The sequence below is a fragment of the Zestomonas ipomoeae genome (assembly GCF_057128665.1).
Genome location: NZ_JBSKHQ010000010.1, coordinates 133,577 through 150,189, shown reverse-complemented (window position 1 = coordinate 150,189; position 16,613 = coordinate 133,577). Strand labels below are relative to the sequence as shown.

Genomic DNA, 16,613 nt, shown 5'->3' with positions numbered 1-16,613 from the left:
CGAAGGAGTTCGGCATGTCCGCTCAAGCGTCCTGCCTCGGCTATGGCCTGGGCCTGCGCAGCCAGTACTACGTGGAGATCCTCGAACGGTCGCCGGCGGTGGACTGGTTCGAGATAGTCTCGGAAAACTACCTGGTCGATGGCGGCAAGCCGCTGTACTACCTGGACGCCATCGCCGAGCGATATCCGCTGGTGATGCACGGCGTATCACTGTCCGTCGGCGGTCCGCACCCGCTGGACCAGGACTACCTGCAGCGGCTCAAGGCCCTCGCCGAACGCGTGCGACCTGCCTGGATCTCCGATCACCTCTGCTGGAGCCGCGGCAGCGCCCACCAGTTGCACGACCTGCTGCCCCTGCCCTACACCGAGGAAAGCCTGCAGCACGTCGCCGCGCGGGTGCGCCAGGTGCAGGATGTGCTGCAGCGACCGCTGGTGCTGGAGAACGTCTCCAGCTACGTGCGCACCGCCGCCGCCGAGTTCAGCGAATGGCAGTTCCTCGCCGCGCTCAGCGAGCTGACCGGCTGCGAACTGCTGCTGGACGTCAACAACGTCTACGTCAGCGCGCGCAACCACGACTTCGACCCCTGGACCTTCATCAGCGCGCTGCCCAAGTCGCGTATCCGCCAGTTGCACCTGGCCGGCCACAGCGACTACGGCAGCTACCTCATCGATACCCACGACCAGCCGGTGTGCGACCCGGTCTGGCGGCTCTACGAGCGCGTCCTGCACCACCTCGGCCCCGTGGCCACGCTGCTGGAGCGCGACGATCACTTTCCGCCGTTCGCCGAGCTGCTCGCCGAGCTGGACAAGGCCCGCACCCTCGGTAACGCGATCCTGCGGGCGGAGGCGACATGCGCCTGAACGATTGGCAGCGGCAACTGGAAGCCTACCTGCTGGCCGATCCGCTCGAGCCGAACGAGGCGCTGCACGCCAGCCTGTTGGGCAGCAGCGCGCTGAGCGTCGAGCAGGGCTTGGCGATTTACCACAACGCCTACCGTGCCCGCCTGCGGGAAACCCTGCGCGGCGACTACGCGACCGTGCACCACTGGCTCGGCGACGATGAGTTCGACGGCCTGGCCGATGCCTACCTGCGCGCCCATCCGTCCGCGCATTACAGCCTGCGCTGGCTGGGCGCGCGCTTCGCCGGTTTCATCGAAGGCCACCTGGTGCCGCAGCAGAGCGCGCCGCTGGCCGAGCTGGCGCGCCTGGAATGGGCCTTCACCCTGGCCTTCGACGCCGCGCCAGGAGCGCCGCTGGACCTGCCGGCCATGGCCGCGCTGCCGCCGCAGGACTGGCCCGGCCTGCAGGTCGCCCTGCAACCCAGCGTGCAGTGGCTGGAATGCCGCTATAACAGCCTGGCGCTGTGGCGGGCGGTAAAGGCCGAGCGGGCTTTCCCCGGTAGCGCGGCGCTGCCGCACAGCGAAACCTGCCTGATCTGGCGCGACGGCCTGGTCAGCCGCTACCGCAGCCTTGGCCAAGACGAGGCCCGGGCGCTGCACGGCATGGCTCTGCAGGGCTGGACCTTCGCCGACCTCTGCGCCCGGCAGGCCGAGCTGGGCGAAACGGCAGCGCTGCAAGCCGCGGCCTGGCTCAAGCAATGGATCAGCGAGGGGCTGCTGCGTCGAGCGATGCCCTGACCCGCGAACCAGCCCCCGCCCCTGGGCGGCCCGCCCTGGCTCGCTTGCAGAGACGCCAGGGCCGGTCTAGCTTGCCTCCAGGCAGGAATCAGCCTGCCGCCCGCGCACGTTCTCGGTAGCCACGCGGCCTTCGAAGGCTCAACCGTTTCTCCTTCCCGCTTTCGCGTCGATTTCACCGCAGCCCTCCGCCCGATCGCGAGCGTCGGCGGCGTGCGCGTTCGATGCCGATCAACGCGAGGAGAACGCCACATGATCCGCTTACCGCTATTGGGCCGCCCCCTGTTCATCCGCCTGCTGTACCTCTGCCTGCTGCTCGCGCCGAGCGGTACCGTCCGGGCCGTGCAGGTCGATCCGCTGGTGCCCCCGTCACGCATGGTCGCCCTGACCGGTGCCGTGCCCTTCGGGGTGCCGAATACCACGACCACGCTGGTCCGCGTCGGCACCAGCAACGACTTCATCGTGCCGGAGGGCCAGGTACTGATGCTCACCGACCTGATCTTCGCCCCTCAGTTGGTGCCCGGCAGCGGCGCCTTCGTACTCCAGGTGCTGCCATCTGGCACGCTGTTCAGCACGGCCCTGACGCTCTATGCCAGCGCCGAAGACCCCTCCTCGTTCCAGGTACACCTGACCAGCGCAATGGTCTTCCGGGCGGGCAGCCCGGTACGGGTATCGCTGGTATTCGGCGGTACCTCGCTGAATATCAGTGCCTTCGGCTACCTGGTGAAGGACCGCTGATGGCGACGGCGGCCGGAGCCAGGGCCGCCGTTACTGGCAAGACCGTGCCCGGTTCTGCGATGCTGGCCGCCCGTCAGATCGAGTCATCCCCATGAGCATCGTTGCCAAGCTCCGGTCGCTGGCCGGACGCCTCAAGCGCGAGACGCTGACCCTCTACTTCGCCGCCCGCGACCCGCGCACGCCGTGGGCGGTGCGCCTGCTGGCCTTGGCGGTGGCGGCCTATGCGCTGAGCCCGATCGACCTGATTCCGGACTTCATTCCGGTGCTCGGCTACCTTGACGATCTGCTGTTGCTGCCGCTGGGCATCCTGCTGGTGATCAAACTGCTGCCCGACGAGGTGATCGCCAGCAGCCGGCAGCAAGCCGCGACCTTGGCGGCGCGCCCCCGCAGCCTGCGCGCGGCGGCAGTGATCGTGGTGCTCTGGCTGCTCGGCGCGGCAGCCCTGGGCTACTGGCTGTGGTCATTGCTGGCCCGCGGCTGAAAGCCTGACCGGGCAGCACCGCTTGGCATACCATGCGGCATCCGCCCGGCCCGAGTCGTCCATGCCCGCCCTCCTCGCCCGCTACCGCGTCGTCCTGATCGTGCTGGTCATCCTGCTCGGGCTGTTGCTCAGCCTGCTGCTGGCCGAGCGTTATGGCGAACGGCGCGCCTGGCAGGAGCGCGGCCAGGAAGCCCACGGCCAGCTGGAGCTCTATGCCCAGGCGCTGCGCACCCTGGTCGAGCGCTTCCGCTCGGTGCCGGCGTTGCTGGCCTTGGACAGCGACATCAAGGCCCTGCTGCGCACGCCCGGCGACAGCCGCCTGCGCCAGGCGCTGAACGAGCGTCTGGAGCGGCAGAACGCCGCCGCCGGCTCCACCGTGCTGTTCCTGCTCGCCGCCGACGGCGAGACCCTGGCCGCCAGCAATTGGCGCGACTGGTCGAGCTTCGTCGGCAACAACTATGCCTTCCGCCCGTACTTCCAGGACGCCGTCGCCCAGGGTAGCGGCCGCTATTTCGCCGTCGGCGTGACCACCGGCATTCCCGGCTACTTCCTGTCCCAGGCGGTGCGTGACGACGACGGCCAGGTGCTCGGCGTGGTGGTGATCAAGCTGGAAATGGAAGACCTGCAGAACGACTGGGCCAGCCAGCCGGGCGTGCTACTGGTGGCCGACCGCCACGGCGTGGTGTTTCTTGCCAGCCGCCCCGCCTGGCGCTACCACTACCTGCACGACCTCAGCCGCGAGGCCCAGGCCGAGCTGCTGGAGGCGCGCAAATATGCCAAGGAAGACCTGCGCCCGCTGACCAGCCAGTTGCTCGGCCACATCGACCGCGATACCGAGCGGGTCCGCGTCGATGGCCCGCAACGTCGCCAGGACTACCTCTGGCAGCGCCTGGCCCTGCCCGACGAGGGCTGGACCTTGCACCTGCTGCACCCGGCCACGGTGCCGGAGTCCGCCCTGCGCAGCTACCGCCTGGCCGCCGCCGGGGCCTGGATGACCCTCGCCTTCCTGCTGCTCTACCTCGCCCAGCGGCGCAAGACCCGCCGCCTGCAGGCCGGTATTCGCGAACGGCTGGAGCGCGAGGTGGCGCTGCGCACCGAGGAGTTGCGCACCGCCCAGGACGAGCTGGTGCATGCCGCCAAGATGGCCGCCCTCGGGCAGATGTCCGCAGCGCTGGCCCATGAACTCAACCAGCCGCTGACAGCCATGCAGATGCACCTCGGCAGCCTGCGCCTGCTGCTCGACAGCGGCCGCGAACAGGACGTGCGCGACGGCCTCGCCCGCATCGACGGTCTGCTGCAGCGCATGGCCGCGCTCACCGGCCACCTCAAGACCTTCGCCCGCAAGACGCCGGCCGGCCTCAGCGAACGCCTGGACCTCGGCCACGTGCTGGAACAGGCCCTGCAACTGCTGGCGCCGCGCATTCGCGCCGAACGGGTGGAAGTGCGCAAGCAACTGGCGGCCAACGCCCAGGTGCGCGGCGACGCCATTCGCCTGGAACAGGTGCTGCTCAACCTGCTGCACAACGCACTCGATGCCATGGCCGGCCAGGAGCCGCGGGTCCTGCGCCTGGGCCTGGAGCGCGAGGACCGGCACTGGCGGCTTACCGTAGCCGACAGCGGCGGCGGCATCGCCAGCGAACACCTGGGCAACGTCTTCGAGCCGTTCTTCACCACCAAGCCGGTGGGCGAAGGGCTGGGGCTGGGGCTGGCGGTGTCCTACGGCATCGTGCGCGAACTGGGCGGCAGCCTGGAGGCTGGCAACGATAGCGAGGGCGCGGTCTTCAGCCTGCGCCTGCCGGCCGCCGACGACGCCCCGTCCCGCGCCGACTGAAGCACTGCCCACTCAGCCATGGGGCAGCACGATGCGCCGCCAGATCGCCTCGGCGAAGCTGTACGCCGCGAAGGCCACCACGCCGAGGGCCAGCGCCAGGAATATCCAGGTGCCGAAGGGCAGGCCCTGCATGGCCAGCAGCGCCTCCTTCAACCCGGGCGGGTCGGTCGGCTCGTAGCGCGAACCGCCGACCACCAGCAGCCCGGCAATGACCAGAAACACCAGCCCGCGGGCGATCAGGCCGAAGCGCGACACCGGGCGCACCACGCGCATGGTCGAGGCGTCGGCCTGGAAGTACTTCTCGAAGCCGGCGCGCCAGCCCTTGACGATATGCGCCAGGCCGACGCCCAGCGGCACCAGCGCCAGCGCGTAGATCAGCCAGTTGGAGTTGTCGATGCCCAGCAGCCGCGAGAGGAAGTCCTCGCCGCCACCGCCACCCTGGCTGATGGCCCGGAAGTCGCTGCGCAGCAGGCCGAGCGCGAACAGCGCGAGGAACACGTTGGCCAAGGCACTGCCGAGCAGGCCCAGGCGAATGGTCAGGCCCTTGGCGTCGCGGCCGTGGCCATCGGTATCGGCGATCGCCTGCACCAGGCGCCAGCCGGCGAAGGCCAGCAGGCCGAGCAGCACCAGCCACAGCAGCACGCTGCCCAGCGGCTGCGCCAGCAGGGTTTCCAGGCCCTGCCGGGTGTCCACCGTGCGGCCGCTGCCGAGCGCGGCCGCCACCGCGAATCCGCCGACGATCAGGTACACCACGCCCCGCGCGGCATAGCCGCCACGGGCAAGCAGGGTCAGGCTGGGGGATGGCTTCATGGGCGACCTCGGCGAACGGCTGTTCTGCAGCAGACCGGCAATCGAATCCTCCGGTTCAGCAGCGCACCGCGAGGTTTTCCAAGGCCTGCAACAGGAGTAGGGTTCACCGCAGCGGCAATACCGGAGGGGCGATGAGCAAGGGCCAGGTAATCTTTATCGACGACGAGCAGGCGATCCGCGAGGCGGTCCAGCAGTGGCTGGAGCTGTCCGGCTATGCCGTGACCACCTTCGCCAGCGCCGCCCAGGCCCTGGCCGTGGTGAGCCGCGACTTTCCCGGCGTGCTGCTCAGCGACGTGCGCATGCCCGGCATGGATGGCCTGGAGTTGCTCGAACGCCTGCTGGAGCTGGATCGCGACCTGCCGGTGGTGATGGTCACCGGCCACGGCGACGTGCCCATGGCCGTGCAGGCCATGCGCCAGGGCGCCTACGACTTCATCGAGAAACCCTTCACCGCCGAGCGCCTGCTCGACAGCGTGCGCCGCGCCCAGGACAAGCGCCGCCTGGTGCTGGAAAACCGCCAACTGCGCCAGCAGAGCAGCCGCCAGGGGCTGATCGAAGCGCAATTGCTCGGCGTGTCGCGGCCGATGGAAACCCTGCGCCGGCAGATCCTCGAGCTGGCCGGCACCTCGGTCAACGTGCTGATCCGCGGTGAAACCGGCAGCGGCAAGGAGCGCGTCGCCCGCTGCCTGCACGACTTCAGCCCGCGCGCCGGCAAGCCCTTCGTCGCGCTCAACTGCGCGGCGATCCCGGAAACCATCTTCGAGAGCGAACTGTTCGGCCACGAGAGCGGCGCCTTCACCGGCGCCCAGGCCAAGCGCATCGGCCGCATCGAGCACGCCGACGGCGGCACGCTGTTCCTCGACGAAGTGGAGAGCCTGCCGCTGGCGCAGCAGGTCAAGCTGCTGCGGGTGTTGCAGGAAAAGACCCTGGAGCGCCTCGGCTCCAACCGCAGCATCGCTGTCGACTTGCGGGTGATCAGCGCCACCAAGCCGGAGCTGCGCGACGAAGTGCGCGGCGGGCGCTTTCGCGAGGACCTGCTCTATCGCCTGAACGTCGCCGAACTGCGCCTGCCGCCGCTGCGCGAGCGCCGCGAAGACATCCCCCTGCTGTTCGAACACTTTGCCGCCCAGGCCGCCGAGCGCCACGGCCGCGAGGCACCACCGCTGACGCCCGCCGAACTGGCCCGGCTGCTGACCCACGACTGGCCGGGCAACGTGCGCGAACTGATCAACGCCGCCGAACGCCACGCCCTCGGCCTGTACCAGGCCGACGCGGAACCGGCGCAGGGCGGCCCGTCGCTGGCGGCGCAGATGGAAGCCTTCGAAGCCCAGTGCCTGCATGCCGCACTGCAACGCTGCCGCGGCAACATCGCCGAGACCATGGCACTCCTGCAGATACCCCGCCGCACCCTCAACGAGAAGATGCAGCGCCACGGGCTGAACCGCAGCGACTACCTGCCGGAGCCGGACCAGGACAGCGCGTAACGGCACGCGTCGCGGCGCTCAGCCTCGCCCTATCGGCAAGCGGAGCGCCGCAGCCCACCTCGCCGGACCGGGGCGTGCCCGCAGCCGTGCACGCCAGGGAGCTTGATCGGAGCCGTCAACCCTCGGCCAGTTGCGCCTCGCTGCTCTCAAGCCAATGCTCGAACGCCGCTTCGGCAAGCGGCTCGCTGAACAGGTAGCCCTGGCCCAGGGCGCAGCCGTGGCGGCGCAGGCAGTCCAGTTGGCCGTGGGTCTCGATGCCTTCGGCGACGCATTCCAGGCCGAGGTTGTGGGCGATCAGCAGGATGGTTTCCACCAGCATCTGCCCGCTGGCGTCGGTTTCCAGGTCATGGATGAAGCTGCGGTCGATCTTCAGGCGGTCCAGCGGCAGGCGCTTGAGGTAGGTCAGCGAGGAATAGCCGGTGCCGAAGTCGTCAATGGCGAAGCGCACGCCGAGATCCTTCAGCGCACGCATGGCGGCGATGCAGCGGTCGACATCTTCCACCAGCACGCCTTCGGTGATTTCCAACTCCAGCCGGTCGGCCCGCAGGCCGTGGCGGGCCAGGCAGGCGTCGACCCGTGCCGCGCAGTGACTCTGGCGCAGTTCCCGCGGGCTCAGGTTGATCGCCAGCACCAGCGCCGGCCAGCGCGGCTGCCAGCGCGCCAGGACCGTGCAGGCCTGCTCCAGCACCCAGTCGCCGAGCTCCTCGATCAGCCCGGTTTCCTCGGCCAGGGGGATGAACTGGCCGGGTGGAATGTTGCCGCGCTCCGGGTGGGTCCAGCGCAGCAGGACTTCGGCGCCGACCACCCGGCCGTCGGCCAGCGCGAGTTGCGGCTGGAACACCAGGTGCAGTTGTTCGCGGGCAATGGCCTGGCGCAGTTCGCTCTGCAGCTGCAGGCGCTGGTCGATGGCCGCCTGCATCTCCGGGGCGAAGAAGTGCACCGCGTTGCGCCCACCCTGCTTGGCCCGGTACATGGCGGTGTCGGCCTGCTTGAGGGCATCGGCGGCGCTCTGTTCGGCAATCGGGTGGAGCGAGATACCGATGCTGGCGCTGATCGCCAGCTCGTGCTCGCCATGGCGATAGCTGCCGAGCAGCCCCTGCAAGAGTTTCTTGCCCACCGCGGCGGCGTGCTCGGCGGCCTGCTCGGGGCTGTCGGCCAGGGTCTCGAGCAGCACCACGAACTCGTCGCCCCCCAGGCGCGCCAGGGTATCCTCGGCGCGCAGGCCGCGGCTCAGGCGCGCGGTCACCTCGCGCAGCAGGGCGTCGCCGACCGGGTGGCCGAGGCTGTCGTTGACCGTCTTGAAATGGTCCAGGTCGATGAACAGCAGCGCGCCGAAGCGCCCCTCGCGCTGTTCGCGGGCCATGGCGTGCTGCAGCCGGTCGAGCAACAGGCGCCGGTTGGGCAGGCCGGTCAGCTCGTCGCTATAGGCCAGGCGCTCGATTTCGCGCTGGTAGCGCAGGCGTTCGGAAATATCGGTGATGGAGAGCCGCAGCAGGGGCGTTTCGCCGCCGGGCAGGCGGACCAGGCGGACTTCGCAGGGGTGCACCTGGCCATGCCGGTCCTGGATCAGCCATTCGAACACCGGCGCTTCGCCGGCCAGGGCGGCGCGGCCGTAGGCCTGGCCGACTTCCCGCGACGGCCTGCCATCGGCCTGGAAGGGCGGGCTGAAACTGGTCGGCAAACGCCCCATCAGCTCCCGCCTCGGCAGGCCGAACAGCCGTGCGGCGTTCTCGTTGGCCTCGACGATGCCCAGTTCGGTACCGAACACCAGGATCGCCTCAGGCGCGTGCTCCACCAGGGTGCGGTAGCGTGCCTCGGCCTCGCGGCGTGCAGTGATGTCCTCGATCAGTGCCAGGCAGGCTTCCAGGCGACCGGTGACATCGCGTACCGCGCGCAGGCTGAGTCGGGTGTAGACGACACTGCCGTCGGCACGCAGGAAACGTTTTTCCAGTTCGTAGTCTTCGCGGCCGCCGGCCTTCACCGCGTCGAACAGCGGTTGCTCCAGCGGCAGGTCTTCCTGATGGGTGATCGCCGGCCAGTCGCTGTCCTGCAAGTCCTGGCGGCTGCGCCCGAGGATCTGGCAGAGCTTGAAGTTGACCTCCAGCCACTGACCCTGCGGGCCGATCATGGCCATGCCGATCAGCGGCGCCTCGAAGAACAGCCGCAGCCATTCGTCGCGCTCGCGCAATTGCTCCTCGGCGCGCTTGCGCGCGGTGATGTCCTGCAGGGCACCGTAGATGCGCACCACCTGCTCGCCGTCGCGCTCCACCAGGCCCTTGACTCGCACCCAGCGCAGGTTGCCGCGGGCGCTGAGCAGGCGCAGTTCCAGATCGAAGTCCCAGTCCCGTTCGAGCAGGTGGCGAATGGTCTGCTCGGCCAGCTTGCGGCTCTCGCCGTCGAAGTAGCTGAGCGCCTGTTCGTAGCTCGGCGTGCCGGAGAAGGGATCGAGTTCGTAGATGCGAAAGCAGCCCTCGCTCCAGAACATGCGGAAGCTCGGCACCTCCAGCACCCAGCCGCCGATGTCGGCAATCGCCTCGGTCTGCGACAGCAGGTGGGTCTGGCGCTGCATCTCGACCCGCCGCGCCTCCAGTTCGAGGGCCAACTGCTCCCGGGCGCTGACGTCGTGTTGCAGCACCACGTAGTGGCTGATGCCACGGTAGTCGTGCATCGGCGCCAGGGTGATCTCGTTCCAGAACAGTACGCCGTTCTTGCGATAGTTGCGCACCACCACCTGGCACGGATCGCCGCGTTCCAGCGCGGCGCGCAGGCGCGGCAGCTCGCGCTGGTCGAGGTCCGCGGCGAACAGGAAATCCCAGGCGCGACCGCCGACTTCCTCGGCGCGGTAGCCACTGATGCGGGTGAACGCGGGGTTGCAGTAGATCAGCGGCAAGGCCGGGCTGCGCGCGTCGACGATGGTCATGCCGAGCGGGCTGGCCTCCAGGGCCAGCTTGGCCAGCGCCAGCTCCTGCTGCACCTGGTGGCTGCGGCCGAGGGCCTGGCGCAGGTCGCTGAGGCTGCGGCCCACCAGCAGGCTGGAGATCACCAGTACCAGCACCCGCACGTGCAGCTCCACCAGCGGCGGGGCCAGCCAGTCCCGGCCCTGGTCGACATCCCTGAGCAGCGGCAGCGCCAGCACCATCAGCACCGTCAGCCCAGCCCCGCAGAGCGCACCGGGAAAGCTCCAGGCCAGCGCCAGGGCAAACATCGCCAGGCCGACCAGCGGCAGGGTCAGCAGCGGCGGCAGCATGCCCAGGGCCAGGGGCAGGCCGACCAGCAATGCCGCCAGCAGGGGCCAAGGCGGCAAGCGGCCCAGGGAGGCCTCCAACGGCTCCGCCGGCCGGCCCTCGACCGGTGGCAAGGCCCAGCCGCGCTGGCGCAGCGGCGGCGTCAGGTAGGTCAACAGCGGAATGGCGATCGCCAGCGCGGTCAGGCTGTCCGCCAACCACAGCGTCAGGCTGGCGAGCATCCAGTTCGAGGCCGCCAGTTGTCCGGTCAGCACCAGGTTGAACTGCACGCCCATGCTCATCGGCGCCGCGGGCAGCAGCACCCCAAGCGACATGAAGCGCAGCAGATGGCCGAGCCGGCTCAGCGAGGCGTCGAAGCCGCCCCGGCACAGCGCCCAGCCGAGGGCGATGCCGAGGGTCTCCGGCAGGGCGTAGACGGGCGCCCAGCGCCAGTCCAGCCCCCACAGCGGGATGCTCAGGGCGGCATTGAGAAACACCGCCAGCAACACCCGCGGCCCCCACCACAGGCACAGCACCAGGCCCAGGGCGAACGGCGGGTACCAGAGCGCAGCGCCCTCGACGAACTGGCTGGGAATCGATAACCAGGTACCGAGGTGGAGCACGGGCAGCGACAGCCACCAGGTCCATGTCGGCAGGCGCGGGCGTGCGGTCGGCATGTGATCTCGTCTCAAAGGCGCTCAAGCAGCATAGTCCAGCCTGGCAGCCGAGGGCCGGGCGGAGGCTCTGCCATCGCACTCCGGCGGGCCAAACACGAGTGCGCCGCCGATGCCAATTAGACCTTGGTCGTAGCCCCGTTTTTCTGAACCTTTGCCCTGGCAGAGGGTCGGTTAAAGCGAAATTCTGTTCAGAATCCAAGAGTTGCCGCACATAACAAAAACATAATCCCGTTCATCAAGTTCTTGAGTATTCCGTCAGCTTATTCGGCACGCGGTCACATTTTCCTGACATGCATGCTGCTAACAATCGGAACGGCTAATTGAACGGAAGGCCACGACGATGGATAACCCGCTCGACCCCATTAGCCCTCGGAAAACCGCCGCCACGGAAACGTTCGATCTCGAAACCATCGCGCGGAGCACTGCCTCCCTGGATGTGGATTTGCTGCTGCGCGGGGAAACCGGCACCGGCAAGGACACCCTGGCGGAAAAGATCCATCGGTTGTCCGGACGACGCGGCAGTTTCGTCGCGATCAACTGCGCGGCGATCCCTGAAAGCCTCGCCGAAAGCCAGCTGTTCGGGGTGACCAACGGCGCCTACACCGGCGCCACCCAATCCCGCGCCGGCTTCATCGAGACCGCCCACAAGGGCACGCTGTACCTGGACGAAGTGGACAGCATGCCGCTGACACTGCAGGCCAAGCTGCTGCGGGTGCTGGAGGCGCGCGGGATCGAGCGCCTCGGCTCGACCCAGTTCATCCCGGTGGACATGCGGGTGATCGCCTCCGCGCAGACCTCGCTGCAGCAACTGGTGGAGCGCGGCCAGTTCCGCCGCGACCTGTACTTCCGCCTCAACGTGGTGAGCATCCAGCTGCCGGCCCTGCGTCAACGCCGCGAGCAGATCGTGCCGCTGTTCCTCAGCCTGGCCTGCCGCGAGTCGCAATTGCTGGGCCGCCCGCTGAAGATGCCGTCGCCGATGTTGCTGCAGCAGCTGCTCTGCCACTCCTGGCCGGGCAACGTGCGCGAACTGCGCTCGGCGGCCAAACGCTTCGTGCTCGGCCTGCCGCCACTTCCCGGCCTGGAGAACAGCCCGAACCAGCCCGGCATGACCCTCAAGGATCGCTTGCAGCAGATCGAGAAGCTGCTGATCGAGGACTCGCTGCGCCGGCACCATCGCTGTATCGATTCGGTGATCGACGAACTGGGTATCGCCCGGCGCACGCTGTACCACCGGATGAAGTGTCTGGAGATTTCGCTGGCCTGAAAGATTTCAGGATCACCGTTGAAACCGGACTGGCAATACGGTTTCAGGGCAGCTCGGTGGCCTGGCTGCTTGCCGTGTTTCGATGAGGCTTCTGGTTGCGCCTCCCGGCATCAGGAACTAGGCGTCCCCGTCATCGCTGCGCTCGACTTCCCTCCTTCCGGCCTCCTGACGGGGACTTGTCCGCGCCTGAAACTCTGTGCGCCAAAGCCAAAGCCAAGAAGCTCCTATTTCATTGATCAGGAGGTTGGGCCGGGACTCGGGTCCCCTCAGGAGGCCGAGCGGAATCGTTGCGTAAGGGGACGAGCGGCAGGATGCCGCGAGAGCCGTGATGGGCCAGGGATGGCCCTTGCACGGCGGGCCCCTGGAGCAACGATGGAGGGAGGGAACCCTGGCGCAGCCGGGGCCGGATGTGGGGTGCGCTTTCTTCTTGGTTACTTCTTCTTTGCGCACTTCAAAGAAGAAGTGACTCGGCCGGGGGAGCCGAAACCAGAAGCCTCATCGAAACACGGTAATCAGCTAGCGCACTGACCAACAAACACATGAGCAAGCGACAAACTTGCCAGTCCGGCCTCAGCCCTCCCCAACAAAAACCCCAAAAAACTCCACTCCCCTTGGAACCGTTGCGTTTATCCCTGCCACTGAGAGGTGAGCCCGATGGACGGGCCCAACCTTCCTAAAACGATTTGGAGATACGACTATGGCTATGGGAGCTTCGCTGGCTGCATCCACCGCGGCAATGGCACAAATGGACGCCACTTCTGCCGCCACCACCACCATGAACGCTCAGTTCCAGTCCCAGAAGATGATCACCGACACCATGAACAGCATGATGCAGGGTGCCGTGGACTCGGGTAACAAGGCGCTGAACGCCGCGTCCGAATCCGGGAAAGCCATCCGGTATTGAGAATGCCGCGATCCCCGGCCGCACGGCCGGGGATTTCGCCTTGCGTGGAGGAGACTTCATGGTCGACATCAGCTCACTCGGTACCGGCTACACCCTGCCCGCCATCCGCGAGACCTGCGGCTGCGGCCAGGCCGACAGCGGTAGCGGCAGCCCCTTCGAAATGCTCGCCAAGCTGCTGGTGCAGGCGATGCTCAACGAAGACGGCTCGGTCAAGGAAGGCAGCAAGCTGGCCGAGATGCTCGGCAAGTTCATGGACGAGCATTCGGATAAATACGGCAGCCCCGGCCAATACGGCAGTTCCTGGCAAGACGCCCTCGGCAACGGCCAGAACAAGGTCGATGGCGATCTGCTGCAACAGGTACTGGCCGACATGATCGGCGCCAAGCTCGGCGGCGGCAGCTTCGCCGACGAACTGTTCTCCGGCGGCTCCAGCAACCCGCTGGATCTGTTCCGCCAGCACGGCAACAACTCCTTCGGCTCCGGCAACCCCTTCGGCAATCATGGTTTCGGCCAGGGCGGCAGCCCGTTCGGCGGCGACCTGCTGGAATCGCTGCTTGGCCACGGCCAGCCCACTGGCCTGCCCGGCACCGGCGGCAGCGACTTCATCAGCCAGCTCATGCAGTTCCTCTCCGGCCTCGGCGGCGAAGCCCTCGGCAGCCTGCTGCAGAAAGACGGCCGTGGCGGCTCGACCTTCTCCAGCGACGACATGGAGATGCTCAAGCAGGTAGCGCTGTACATGGACCAGAACCCGGACGTCTTCGGCCAGCCCCACGACGCCAACGGCAAGGTCAATTCCTGGGTGGACGAGCTGGGCGAGGACAACTACCTGAACGCCGAAGAGACCGCCAAGTTCGAGCAGGCGATCGGCAACATCGGCAAGGAGATGGCCAACTTCGCCACGGTCGGCAGCGGTTCTTCCGGCACCGGCGGACTGTTTGGCGGCGACTTCAAGGATTTCGACGCCAAGGACATTTCCCTCAATCTCGGCGCCTCCACCGCGGCCTTCAACATCATGGCCCAGCTGTTCGGCCAATCCAGCGGCTGGGGCCAGTCATCTTTCGTCTAGGGCCCGGACGTTTCGCTGCAACGGCAGCGAAACGTCGTCAGCCCCCATGGAGCACGCGATGAAAATCGAACGCCTCGACATGGCCCAACGCGTCCCCGCCGCCGAGCCGCTCAGCCAGGCGCCGAACCAGGCCGATGTCAGCTTCTTCAACGCCGCGCTGGAGCGTCCGACGCCTGTCGCGGCCACCGAAGACAACGTCGCCAGCCGCATCATCGGCCAGCTGTCGCAGCATTCGGAGGCGCTGCAGAAGCTCTCCGAGCGCTCCGACCGCGCGCTGCAGAAGGCCGCGAAAACCGCCGACCCGATGGACATGGTCAAGGCCAACCGCTCGCTCTCGTCGTTCTACCTGGAGAGCGTGCTGACCGCGAAGATGGTCAGCAAGGGTTCGCAGGCGGTCGAGAAGCTCACCAACCTGCAATAGACCGAGTAGGCCATGCCCATGCCCAGCCGAGTGCTCTGCGCGCTCCTGTTGATCCTCTCGCTGGCAGCCTGCAGCGAGAGCGTCGAACTGCACAGCCGGCTCTCCGAGCAGGACGCCAACGAAGTCATCGCCGAGCTGGCGGACAAGCGTATCCAGGCGTCCAAACGCCCGGACAAGGAAGGCGTCACCGTGCTGGTCGACGCCAGCGCCATCACCCGCGCGGTGCGGGTGCTGGATGCGGCCGGCCTGCCGCGCCGCTCGCGTTCCAGCCTCGGCGACATCTTCCGCAAGGAGGGGGTGATCTCCACTCCGCTGGAAGAACGCGCCCGCTACATCTACGCGCTGTCCCAGGAGCTGGAGTCGACGCTGTCGCAGATCGACGGGGTGATCGTCGCCCGCGTGCACGTGGTGCTGCCCGAGCGCGTGGCGCCGGGCGAGCCGGTGCAGCCGGCGTCGGCCTCGGTGTTCATCAAGCACGACGCCAGTCTCGATCCGGACAGCGCCCGGCCACGGGTGCGGCGCATGGTCGCCAGCAGCATTCCCGGCATGGCCAGCGCAGCCAACGACGAGGCCAAGCTGGCGGTGGTGTTCGTGCCGGCGGTGGCCTACCAGGAGCAGCAGCGACTGGCATACTTCGGCCCGTTCCTGCTGCCCAGCGAAGACGTCGGTTTCTGGCAGCGCAGCCTGTACGGCGGTCTGGCCCTGCTGGTGCTGCTGGTCACCGGGCTGTGCCTGTGGCTGAAGCCGCAGTGGCGCCCGGTGGGTCTCGGCCGACCGTTGCCGGAGCCGGCGCCCACCCCCGCCGCACCGCCCGCTCCGCCGGTCGCGTTGAAAAGAACCAGCGCCACGGTACGGCGCAGCGACGGCGACGCCGCATGAGCGACGAGCACACCTGGCTGCGCTGGTGGACCACCGCCTGGCTGCACGCCCATCCCGACTGGACCCCGGCCGCGCTGGCCGGTCTCGACCGCGCGCGCCTGGCCAGCCTGGCGCGCAGCCGGCATATGGCGCTGGGCCGACTGTACGGCGTGCTGCCCTGCGCTGCGCCGCGCCCCTCGGCGGCCCTGCTGCAACTGGTGCTGGCCGGGCAGCGCCGTCGCGACCTCACCTTCACTCTGGTCGCCGCGCTCTGTGCGCCGCAGCAGGATTTCGCCCTGAGCGCCGCGCAGCGGGCCTGGTGCCTGAGCATCGCCAAGGCGCTGCGCCCCGGCCAGTGGCTGGCCGAGGGGCAGGACTCCCTGGCGCTGCTGCGCGCCTGGGCCGGCCCCGCCGCCTGGCAACGCCTGCGCCTGGGTTTGCCACGCGCGCGCATCGTCAGCCTGGAGCAAACGCCGCCCGCCACCGCACCCGCCGCCAAGCTGGAGGCGCTCTGGCAGGCCGCGCTCTGGCGCAGCGGCCAGGACCTCGCCCCACCCATGGAGACACTCGACGATGCTCGCCCGGCGTTCGCTTGAGCTGCGCAAGGGCCACGATGGCCTGGCGCAACCGCTGATCGAATACGAAACCCTGCTCGACTGCGGCCGCGCCGAAGCCGTGCTGCTGCAAGCCGAGGAACAGGCACGCGCGCTGCTCGCCCAGGCCGAGGCGCAGCGCGAAGCCCTGCTCGCCCAGGCCCAGCGCGAGTTCTGGCAGCAGGCCGAGTACCAGTTGCAGGAGTGGGAGCGCCAGCGCCAGCAGATGTGGGCGCTGCTGGAAGAACAGGCCCGCGAGCTGGTCAACCGAGCGCTCGAGCGCCTGCTCGACGACACCCCGCCAGCGGCCCGCCTCGACGCACTGCTGCGGCAACTGGCACGCAGCCAGAGCGAGCCGATCGCCGCCACCCTGCGCTGCCATCCGCAGACCGCCGACGAGATCCAGCAGTGGCTGGACGGCCGCACCGGCGAACTGCCCTGGCGCCTGCGCCGCGACGACAGCCTGGCGGTGGACGAACTCTGGCTGGTCAGCGAGCAGGGCGACTTCCACCTCGACTGGCATGCGGTGCGGCGCGCCCTGCTGCTGCCGGACGCGCACGGGCAGCGCTGAACGCGCGGCGCATCACGTTTTCCCCAGGTTTCGTGGAACCGTTTGCAGCGCAGCGGCC

15 protein-coding genes are annotated in these 16,613 nt (G+C 68.5%); 13 read left to right on the top strand and 2 right to left on the bottom strand.

Going from position 1 to position 16,613, the window contains the following annotated elements:
* Positions 1-14: 14 nt before the first annotated feature.
* From bufB to ACWKV7_RS13035, 5 genes are all read left to right on the top strand, one after another.
* On the top strand, positions 15-860 hold the full coding sequence (gene bufB / locus ACWKV7_RS13055; protein ID WP_483858110.1) for an MNIO family bufferin maturase: 846 nt from the start codon (positions 15-17) through the stop codon (positions 858-860).
* Positions 851-1,636, top strand: coding sequence for an HvfC/BufC family peptide modification chaperone (locus ACWKV7_RS13050; RefSeq protein ID WP_483858109.1), 786 nt, complete (start codon positions 851-853; stop codon positions 1,634-1,636). The genes bufB and ACWKV7_RS13050 overlap by 10 nt, the downstream gene beginning before the upstream one ends.
* Before the next feature lie 249 nt (positions 1,637-1,885).
* The gene (locus ACWKV7_RS13045) at positions 1,886-2,371 is read left to right on the top strand and encodes a hypothetical protein (RefSeq protein WP_483858108.1); all 486 of its coding nucleotides are present in this window, start codon (positions 1,886-1,888) and stop codon (positions 2,369-2,371) included.
* A gap of 91 nt (positions 2,372-2,462) precedes the next feature.
* Positions 2,463-2,852 (top strand): DUF1232 domain-containing protein, encoded by a 390-nt coding sequence (locus tag ACWKV7_RS13040; RefSeq protein WP_483858107.1) that lies wholly within the window; start codon positions 2,463-2,465, stop codon positions 2,850-2,852.
* Positions 2,853-2,913: 61 nt separating this feature from the next.
* Entirely contained in the window at positions 2,914-4,683 is a 1,770-nt protein-coding gene (locus ACWKV7_RS13035; RefSeq protein ID WP_483858106.1) for a sensor histidine kinase, read from the top strand.
* Between the two features lie 12 nt (positions 4,684-4,695).
* On the opposite strand, the gene ACWKV7_RS13030 is transcribed toward ACWKV7_RS13035, so the two are convergent.
* A complete protein-coding gene (locus ACWKV7_RS13030) occupies positions 4,696-5,493 on the bottom strand; it encodes a DUF1206 domain-containing protein (protein ID WP_483858105.1) in 798 nt (265 codons plus the stop codon).
* A gap of 131 nt (positions 5,494-5,624) precedes the next feature.
* On the opposite strand from ACWKV7_RS13030, the gene ACWKV7_RS13025 reads away from it, so the two are divergent.
* Positions 5,625-6,977, top strand: coding sequence for a sigma-54-dependent transcriptional regulator (locus ACWKV7_RS13025; protein WP_483858104.1), 1,353 nt, complete (start codon positions 5,625-5,627; stop codon positions 6,975-6,977).
* A 115-nt stretch (positions 6,978-7,092) separates the two neighbouring features.
* Here the strand turns inward: ACWKV7_RS13025 and ACWKV7_RS13020 are convergent, their stop codons facing one another.
* Positions 7,093-10,878 (bottom strand): bifunctional diguanylate cyclase/phosphodiesterase, encoded by a 3,786-nt coding sequence (locus ACWKV7_RS13020; protein ID WP_483858103.1) that lies wholly within the window; start codon positions 10,876-10,878, stop codon positions 7,093-7,095.
* A 340-nt stretch (positions 10,879-11,218) separates the two neighbouring features.
* Here ACWKV7_RS13020 and ACWKV7_RS13015 point away from each other — a divergent pair, with 340 nt between their 5' ends.
* The 7 genes from ACWKV7_RS13015 (at position 11,219) to sctL (ending at position 16,555) form a co-directional block, all read left to right on the top strand.
* On the top strand, positions 11,219-12,142 hold the full coding sequence (locus ACWKV7_RS13015) for a sigma 54-interacting transcriptional regulator (protein ID WP_483858102.1): 924 nt from the start codon (positions 11,219-11,221) through the stop codon (positions 12,140-12,142).
* A 697-nt stretch (positions 12,143-12,839) separates the two neighbouring features.
* Positions 12,840-13,046, top strand: coding sequence for a type III secretion system major pilin HrpA (locus tag ACWKV7_RS13010; protein WP_483858101.1), 207 nt, complete (start codon positions 12,840-12,842; stop codon positions 13,044-13,046).
* 58 nt (positions 13,047-13,104) lie between these two features.
* Entirely contained in the window at positions 13,105-14,112 is a 1,008-nt protein-coding gene (locus ACWKV7_RS13005; RefSeq protein ID WP_483858100.1) for a hypothetical protein, read from the top strand.
* 58 nt (positions 14,113-14,170) lie between these two features.
* Positions 14,171-14,533 (top strand): type III secretion system inner rod subunit SctI, encoded by a 363-nt coding sequence (sctI, locus tag ACWKV7_RS13000; protein WP_483858099.1) that lies wholly within the window; start codon positions 14,171-14,173, stop codon positions 14,531-14,533.
* A gap of 18 nt (positions 14,534-14,551) precedes the next feature.
* Positions 14,552-15,412, top strand: a complete 861-nt coding sequence (gene sctJ / locus ACWKV7_RS12995; protein ID WP_483858135.1) for a type III secretion system inner membrane ring lipoprotein SctJ — start codon at positions 14,552-14,554, stop codon at positions 15,410-15,412.
* Positions 15,409-15,987: a type III secretion protein gene (locus ACWKV7_RS12990; protein WP_483858098.1), complete on the top strand. Its 579-nt coding sequence runs from the start codon at positions 15,409-15,411 to the stop codon at positions 15,985-15,987. Before sctJ ends, ACWKV7_RS12990 begins: the two co-directional genes overlap by 4 nt.
* Entirely contained in the window at positions 15,965-16,555 is a 591-nt protein-coding gene (gene sctL / locus ACWKV7_RS12985; RefSeq protein ID WP_483858097.1) for a type III secretion system stator protein SctL, read from the top strand. The genes ACWKV7_RS12990 and sctL overlap by 23 nt, the downstream gene beginning before the upstream one ends.
* Positions 16,556-16,613 lie beyond the last annotated feature (58 nt).

Excerpts from the sequence above, each read along its gene's own strand:
- sctL (WP_483858097.1), top strand. The coding sequence starts at position 15,965 with ATGCTCGCCCGGCGTTCGCTTGAGCTGCGCAAGGGCCACGATGGCCTG.
- ACWKV7_RS13015 (WP_483858102.1), top strand. The coding sequence starts at position 11,219 with ATGGATAACCCGCTCGACCCCATTAGCCCTCGGAAAACCGCCGCCACG.
- ACWKV7_RS13010 (WP_483858101.1), top strand. The coding sequence starts at position 12,840 with ATGGCTATGGGAGCTTCGCTGGCTGCATCCACCGCGGCAATGGCACAA.
- bufB (WP_483858110.1), top strand. The coding sequence starts at position 15 with ATGTCCGCTCAAGCGTCCTGCCTCGGCTATGGCCTGGGCCTGCGCAGC.
- ACWKV7_RS13030 (WP_483858105.1), bottom strand. The coding sequence starts at position 5,493 with ATGAAGCCATCCCCCAGCCTGACCCTGCTTGCCCGTGGCGGCTATGCC.
- ACWKV7_RS13045 (WP_483858108.1), top strand. The coding sequence starts at position 1,886 with ATGATCCGCTTACCGCTATTGGGCCGCCCCCTGTTCATCCGCCTGCTG.
- ACWKV7_RS13035 (WP_483858106.1), top strand. The coding sequence starts at position 2,914 with ATGCCCGCCCTCCTCGCCCGCTACCGCGTCGTCCTGATCGTGCTGGTC.
- sctI (WP_483858099.1), top strand. The coding sequence starts at position 14,171 with ATGAAAATCGAACGCCTCGACATGGCCCAACGCGTCCCCGCCGCCGAG.
- sctJ (WP_483858135.1), top strand. The coding sequence starts at position 14,552 with ATGCCCAGCCGAGTGCTCTGCGCGCTCCTGTTGATCCTCTCGCTGGCA.
- ACWKV7_RS13020 (WP_483858103.1), bottom strand. The coding sequence starts at position 10,878 with ATGCCGACCGCACGCCCGCGCCTGCCGACATGGACCTGGTGGCTGTCG.
- ACWKV7_RS13025 (WP_483858104.1), top strand. The coding sequence starts at position 5,625 with ATGAGCAAGGGCCAGGTAATCTTTATCGACGACGAGCAGGCGATCCGC.
- ACWKV7_RS13050 (WP_483858109.1), top strand. The coding sequence starts at position 851 with ATGCGCCTGAACGATTGGCAGCGGCAACTGGAAGCCTACCTGCTGGCC.
- ACWKV7_RS13040 (WP_483858107.1), top strand. The coding sequence starts at position 2,463 with ATGAGCATCGTTGCCAAGCTCCGGTCGCTGGCCGGACGCCTCAAGCGC.
- ACWKV7_RS12990 (WP_483858098.1), top strand. The coding sequence starts at position 15,409 with ATGAGCGACGAGCACACCTGGCTGCGCTGGTGGACCACCGCCTGGCTG.
- ACWKV7_RS13005 (WP_483858100.1), top strand. The coding sequence starts at position 13,105 with ATGGTCGACATCAGCTCACTCGGTACCGGCTACACCCTGCCCGCCATC.